Origin of the sequence: Intrasporangium flavum (genome assembly GCF_001956915.1) — a bacterium.
GTDB classification, from domain to species: domain Bacteria; phylum Actinomycetota; class Actinomycetes; order Actinomycetales; family Dermatophilaceae; genus Monashia; species Monashia flava.
The window spans coordinates 1-594 of sequence record NZ_MLJO01000046.1; the positions used below are offsets into that span (position 1 = coordinate 1).

Here is a 594-nt window from a genome sequence, read left to right on the forward strand (position 1 = left end):
GACGGCGCGCACGCCGGCGTGCGACTCGTGCTGGACGGCGTCGACGGCTGCCGCGAGGGCCGCACCGCTCGCCGCCACCGACGCGAAGACGAACACGTGGCCGTAGGAGCAGGTGAAGACCGTCCAGAAGTCGGCCGCGAACAGCTCGACCTGCTCGCGCTTGAAGTAGAGCCACCACATCGAGAACACGATGAGCAGGCCGCCCGCGATGATCTCGACGAGCTCGGTGGTAGTGCCACCGAGGAGCGCACCCTGCACGGCCTGCACGGTCGACAGGATCACCTCGCCCAGCACGATGATGGTGAAGAGGCTGTAGCGCTCGGCGATGTGGTGCGGGTGGAACGGCGTGATGCCCCGGCGCTCGGCGATCGGCGGCACGAGGAACTCGAGCGCGATGCCGACGAAGAAGGTGACGGTGATGAGCGGCTGCCCCGACACGAACAGGCGCAGAACCCAGTACACCTGCACGAGCGCGATGCCGGCAGCGTACGTCAGGGCGGTGCGGCGCCCCTCCGGGTGGCTCGCCGCGGCTCGGAGCCACAACACGACCATGGCGAGGCGCATGACGACGTAGCCGGCGACGGCCAGCACCGA

1 protein-coding gene is annotated in these 594 nt (G+C 69.4%); it reads right to left on the minus strand.

Annotation, left to right across the window (positions count from 1 at the left end):
- Positions 1–594 (minus strand): low temperature requirement protein A (locus BIV28_RS19555; RefSeq protein WP_207556136.1); only part of this gene is annotated, 594 nt, incomplete at both ends.